The sequence below is a fragment of the Pseudomonas sp. genome (genome assembly GCF_041601375.1).
GTDB lineage: Bacteria > Pseudomonadota > Gammaproteobacteria > Pseudomonadales > Pseudomonadaceae > Aquipseudomonas.
This window is the reverse complement of record NZ_JBFIIG010000237.1, coordinates 1-5,657: the sequence shown is the minus strand read 5'-3', so window position 1 is coordinate 5,657 and position 5,657 is coordinate 1. Positions and strand designations below refer to the sequence as shown.

The 5,657-nt window shown below is 64.8% G+C and carries 6 protein-coding genes; 1 reads left to right on the top strand and 5 read right to left on the bottom strand.

Annotated features, from left to right (window positions below):
- From ABZE94_RS19955 to ABZE94_RS19935, 5 genes are all read right to left on the bottom strand, one after another.
- Positions 1–249, bottom strand: a 249-nt coding sequence (locus ABZE94_RS19955) for a YbfB/YjiJ family MFS transporter (protein WP_372877744.1), incomplete at its 3' end; no start/stop codon positions are given.
- Between the two features lie 715 nt (positions 250–964).
- Positions 965–1,681 (bottom strand): LrgB family protein, encoded by a 717-nt coding sequence (locus tag ABZE94_RS19950; protein ID WP_372877746.1) that lies wholly within the window; start codon positions 1,679–1,681, stop codon positions 965–967.
- Positions 1,681–2,043, bottom strand: a complete 363-nt coding sequence (locus ABZE94_RS19945; RefSeq protein ID WP_372877742.1) for a CidA/LrgA family protein — start codon at positions 2,041–2,043, stop codon at positions 1,681–1,683. The genes ABZE94_RS19950 and ABZE94_RS19945 overlap by 1 nt, the downstream gene beginning before the upstream one ends.
- Positions 2,040–2,567 (bottom strand): DUF934 domain-containing protein, encoded by a 528-nt coding sequence (locus ABZE94_RS19940; protein WP_372877740.1) that lies wholly within the window; start codon positions 2,565–2,567, stop codon positions 2,040–2,042. The genes ABZE94_RS19945 and ABZE94_RS19940 overlap by 4 nt, the downstream gene beginning before the upstream one ends.
- Positions 2,564–4,234 (bottom strand): nitrite/sulfite reductase, encoded by a 1,671-nt coding sequence (locus ABZE94_RS19935; RefSeq protein ID WP_372877738.1) that lies wholly within the window; start codon positions 4,232–4,234, stop codon positions 2,564–2,566. The genes ABZE94_RS19940 and ABZE94_RS19935 overlap by 4 nt, the downstream gene beginning before the upstream one ends.
- 308 nt (positions 4,235–4,542) lie before the next feature.
- Here ABZE94_RS19935 and ccoG point away from each other — a divergent pair.
- Positions 4,543–5,657: cytochrome c oxidase accessory protein CcoG (gene ccoG / locus ABZE94_RS19930; RefSeq protein WP_372877736.1), on the top strand; the 1,115-nt coding region annotated here is incomplete at its 3' end.

The following is a 5,657-nucleotide window of genomic DNA, read 5'->3' as shown; positions in this document are numbered from 1 at the left end:
GAACCCACCGGACAGCATCGCCGTGTAACGGGCACCGAGGCGGTCGGCAGCAAAAGGCGCAACCAGCGTGGCCAGCAAGAAACTGATAAGCGGCAGCGCGCCGATGATGCCGATCGCGTATGGCGTCAATTCCAGCTCGGCGCGGATAGGGGGCACGAACAAGCCGAAAGCGAAGCGCGCGAGCCCGAAACTGATCGCGACCAGCGCTGCACCGAATAGCGCAAACCCAGTGCTGGAAAGAGACTTCATCCGGCCTCCGCGAGACAAGTATCAAGGATTCCCGACCTTTTTGGCTCTAGGCAGCCACGCTGCCGTGCGATGACAGCCCATCGATGCTCGAAAGTAAATGCGTTGATATCCATGCGGGCCTCACATCAAAAGGGGGCGTGAGTGAGTTTTGATGAAGGCATACCCGGGAACTCCAAGAGCGGCATACCAGTCTGGAAAAGAAACGGAGTTAGGCGCCACCCCCCCTTGATGAAGGTTGATATCGGCCTTCGCCAACACTCTCGCATGCGGGAAACCGGACATTCAAAGCGTAGGGCGCCTAACGGCCGGATTCAAGCAGCCTGCGGATTACCTCGGGCCACACATCACCAAAGCGGGCAAGCCTTCACCTCTTTTGCTACCCCATCGTCCACCGATGAGATCAACTTGGGTGACACCTCGGCAGCATACATATCTTGCAAGTGCGCCTGGCCTGCGGAGTACCGGCGGGGCGGGGCTGTTGTACTGCTTTGCCGTGGACTGAGGCGGATGCCAGCGGGCCGGCCGAGGGTGCTGGCCGTATTGGCAGGGGCGAGTGGCGCATGGTTGAACCGCCTTGGCTGCGCGCCGCTCGAATCGACCCGGGCCCTGCGCTCAAGCGAGCCTGCCGCGCGGTTATTTGCATTAGGCGGCCATTGTGACCATTCGGATTTAGAGCGCTGAGCGACTGCTACGCGCACGTGACCGGACGGTGCATTCAGAGCCAGCTCATGGCCAATGGCAGCAGGACCGCCGTGAGCACACCGAGCAGGCTCATCGCCAGCGCCGCAAAAGCACCGGATTCCTCGCCTTCCTCCAATGCCCGAGCCGTGCCAATGGCGTGAGCGTTGATCCCATAGCTCAGCCCGCGGGCAGCCGGATGGTCGATCCCGGCCCAGCGCAACAGCAGCGGACCAAGAGCCGTCCCTATTACACCCGTGAGCATCACAAATACCGCGGCCAGGGGCACGATGCCGTCCAGCTGTTCGGTCACCAGCATGGCGATGGGCATGGTCACCGACTTGGTCGACAGGGTCATCAGCACCGGCACTCGAGCACCAAGACCATGGGCAATCAGCACGGTCAGCACTACCGTTAGCGCACCGCCGATCAGGACCGTCAGCAGGATCGGCAATACCAGCAGGCGAATGCGTTTCAAGTTGTGGTACAGCGGCACCGCCAAGGCCACAGTCGCAGGGCCGAGCAGCAAGGCGATGGGCGCGGCGCCCTGGCGATAGGTGGCGTAATCCAGGCCGCTGGCGGACAACGCCGCCACCACCAGCAACATGGCGACCATCACCGGTTGCAGCAGCAACCAGCCGCTGCACCGATACAGCCAGAGCGCCAACTGGAAGGCCACCAGGGTCAAACCCAAGGCAAACAACGGATGGCTGACCAGGGTGCGGCATACCGTCTGTAGTTCCAGCAGATTGATCAAGGTTCTGCCGCCTTGCGCTCAATGCGCTCGGTCAGGTGCTGCATCAGCCAGCCGCAGAAGGGGATGGTCAGCAGCAACGACAGCACCAGGGCCGCAGCGATTGCCAGGCCGTCTTCGCGCAGGGCATCGCCCGCCAGCATGATGCCGGCGGCCGGAACCACCAGCAGCAGTGGCAGGTAATTGAGCAGGCCGCTGGCCGCCTGGTTCAGCGGCTCATCCACCTTGCCGCGCATGAGCAAGTAACCGAACAACAGCAGCATGCCGATCACGGCACCCGGCAGCATGGGCAGCCACAAGGCGCTCAGCAGGTTGCCCACCAGTTGCAGCGCCAGCAGCCAGGTCAGCCCTTTAAGCATCAAGGGGCCTCACCCGCACTGCGGCGACGGAACAACGGCCGTGGCTCGATGGCCGAGCGGCCGTAGAGCACGCTCATGCCCGCCAGGCCCTTGAGCGCGTCCTCGGCGGATCTGTCCGCGCGTACCGCAAAGGCATCGAAACCGCACTGGCGCATATGGCTGAGCTGGTCGCGCAGCACATCGCCGAGCGCGCGTAGCTCGCTGGTCCAGCCCAGCCGCGTGCGCAGCAGGTAGGCCTGGCTGTAACCACGGCCATCGCCAAAGCTGGGGAATTCGATGGCGATCAGCGGCAGCACCGGCAGATAGGCCGCAATGCTTTCGACCTCGTCGTCCGGGGCCAGGCAGATGCCGTCCAGGCTGCGGCGCTGGCCCTTGAGCGTGGCCTCATCCTGGCGCTGCAGCCAGGCTGCCAACGGCAGGATCAAGGGGCCGACGGGGCGGGGCTGGGTCGGCTCGCGCCACCACTGCCAGGGATCATCCGCAACCAGTCGGGCCTGGCCAGCGTACAGACGAATCAGATTGTTCATGCCGGCACCTGCGCCTGGCGATACACCTGCTGCTTGAACGGTTCGAGGCCGATGCGCTGCACGGTATCGACGAAGCGCTCGTCGGCCTCGCGGTAGTCGCGGTAGGTCTTGACCAGGCCGTCGATGACCTCGGGGATTTGCGCCGCGCTGAACGCGGGGCCAATCACCTTGCCCAGGGCGCTGGCCTTGCCCTGGGAGCCGCCGATGGTCACCTGGTACCACTCGCTGCCGTTCTTATCCACGCCGAGGATGCCGATATTGCCGATATGGTGGTGGCCGCAGGCATTCATGCAGCCGGAAATGTTCAGGCTCAGCTCGCCCAGGTCGTGCAGGGCGTCGAGGTCAGCGAAGCGCTGCTGGATCGACTGGGCAATCGGGATCGACTTGGCATTGGCCAGGGCGCAGTAGTCGCCGCCGGGGCAGGCGATGATGTCGGTCAGTAGGCCGATATTGGCGGTGCCCAGGCCATGGCTCAGGGCGCGCCGGTAGAGGGCATGCAGATCGGCTTTGCGCACATCCGGCAGCACCACGTTCTGTTCGTGGGCGATGCGGATCTCGCCGAAGCCGTAGTCCTCGGCCAGGTCGGCGATGGCGTGCATCTGCGTCGAGGTCACGTCCCCGGGCGGCGAACTGGGCCCGGGTTTGCTCGACAGCACCACCGAGGCATAGCCCGCCACCTTGTGCGGGCGCACGTTGCGCGACGCCCAGCGGGCGAAGGCGGCGTCGCGCGCCAGGGCGCTGCCGTAGTCGAGATCGGCGTCATCCAGGCTGGCGTAGGCCGGGGCGTCGAAGGCCGCCGCGACCCGCTGATACTCCGCCTCGGTCAACTCCGCCGGGCCGTCCTTGATGTGCTGCCACTCGGCCTCGACCTCCTTGGCAAAGGCTTCGATACCCAGGGCCTTGACCAGTATCTTGATCCGCGCCTTGTACTTGTTGTCGCGTCGGCCGTGACGGTTGTAGACCCGCAACACCGCCTCGACATAGGACAGCAGGTGCTGCCACGGCAGGCCCTCGCGGATCTGCTGGCTGAGGATCGGGGTGCGGCCCAGGCCGCCGCCGACCATCACCCGCAGCAGCAGTTCGCCGGCCGCGTCGCGGTACAGGTACAGGCCGATGTCATGCATCATCACGGCCGCGCGGTCTTCCTGCGCCGCGCACAGGGCGATCTTGAACTTGCGCGGCAGGTAGAGAAATTCCGGGTTGACCGTCGACCACTGGCGGAGGATTTCCGCCAACGGCCGGGGGTCGAGCAGCTCGTCCGCGGCCACCCCGGCAAAGGCCTCGGTGGTGATGTTGCGCACGCAGTTACCGGAGGTCTGGATGGCGTGCATCTCGACCTCGGCCAGCCGTTCGAGGATGTCGCCGACCTGATCCAGTTCGATCCAGTTGAACTGGATGTTCTGCCGGGTGGTGAAGTGCCCGTAATCGCGGTCGTAGTCCTTGGCGATACCCGCCAGGGTGCGCAGTTGCCGCGCCGACAGGGTGCCGTAGGGAATCGCCACGCGTAGCATGTAGGCATGCTTTTGCATATACAGGCCGTTCTGCAGGCGCAGCGGCAGAAACTCTTCCTCGCTCAACTCGCCGCTGATGCGCCGCGCGATCTGGTCGCGAAACTGCGCCACGCGCTCGCTCACCAGGGCGCGGTCGTAGTCGTCGTATTGGTACATGGGCCACCTCGTCAGAACGGATCGCCGGCCGCGCGCTGCCTGCAGCGGGCTGACCGTGTGCCTGCAACTATGGCGGGCAGGCGCGCGACAAAACAGCCTCAGGTAAACCTGAAAAAACCGGATCAGATAGGCCGTAAATCCGTCTCCGCAATGGCTGCCGGCTGATCTCCTGCTGACAGGAGAGGGCTTGCAGCTGCGACAACCTGTCCAGCTGATCCGCTTTTTATTTGAAATTCTGAGCCTGTTATCGATACATGCCTGGGCCGATGATGCGTCGCACCTGATTGCAGCCAGACGAGGCTCAGCCCATGAGCGAACGTATCCCCGCCACGGTCATCGACACGATCGACCCGCGCCGTCCCATCCAGTTGACGCCGGCCAAAGCCGGCGGCCCTATCCATACCCGCAGCTTCACCGGCCTGTTCCGCTCGCTGCGCCTGTATGGTGCCGGCGCGCTGTTCCTGCTGTTCTTCGGCACCGCCTGGCTGGACTGGGGCGGGCGCCAGGCCGTGCTCTGGGACCTGGGCAACAGCCAGTTCCACATCTTCGGCGCGACCTTCTGGCCGCAGGATTTCGTCCTGCTCTCGGCGCTGCTGATCATCGCCGCCTTCGGCCTGTTCTTTATCACCGTGTTCGCCGGCCGGGTCTGGTGCGGCTACACCTGTCCGCAAAGCGTGTGGACCTGGGTCTTCATGTGGGTGGAAAAGGTGACCGAAGGCGAGCGCAACCAGCGCATCAAGCTCGACGCCGCGCCCTGGTCGGTGAACAAGCTGCTGCGCCGGAGCGCCAAGCACGGCCTGTGGCTAGCAGTCAGCCTGGGCACGGCGCTGGCCTTCGTCGGCTACTTCACCCCGGTGCGCGAACTGGTGGCTGACCTGTTCACCTTCAACCTGGGTGCCACCACGGCCTTCTGGCTGTTGTTTTTCACCGCCGCCACCTACCTGAATGCCGGCTGGCTGCGCGAGCAGGTGTGCCTGCACATGTGTCCCTACTCGCGCTTCCAGAGCGTGATGTTCGACGACAACACCCTGATCGTCTCCTACGACGCGGCTCGCGGCGAGAGTCGCGGGCCGCGCAAGAAGGACAGCGTGCCGCAGCTCGAAGGCCTCGGCGACTGCATCGATTGCACGATCTGTGTGCAGGTGTGCCCGACCGGTATCGACATCCGCGATGGCCTGCAGCTGGACTGCATCAGCTGCGGGGCCTGCATCGATGCCTGCGACACCGTCATGGACAAGATGGGTTATGCCTCGGGCCTGATCCGCTACACCTCCGAGCGCGCCCTGGCCGGCGGCAAGACCCAGCTGCTGCGGCCACGCCTGGTCGGCTACGCGGCCATGCTGCTGGTGATGATCGCCGCCTTCGTCTGGGCCCTGGACCAGCGCGCCCTGGTGTCGCTGGACGTGACCAAGGACCGTGGCCT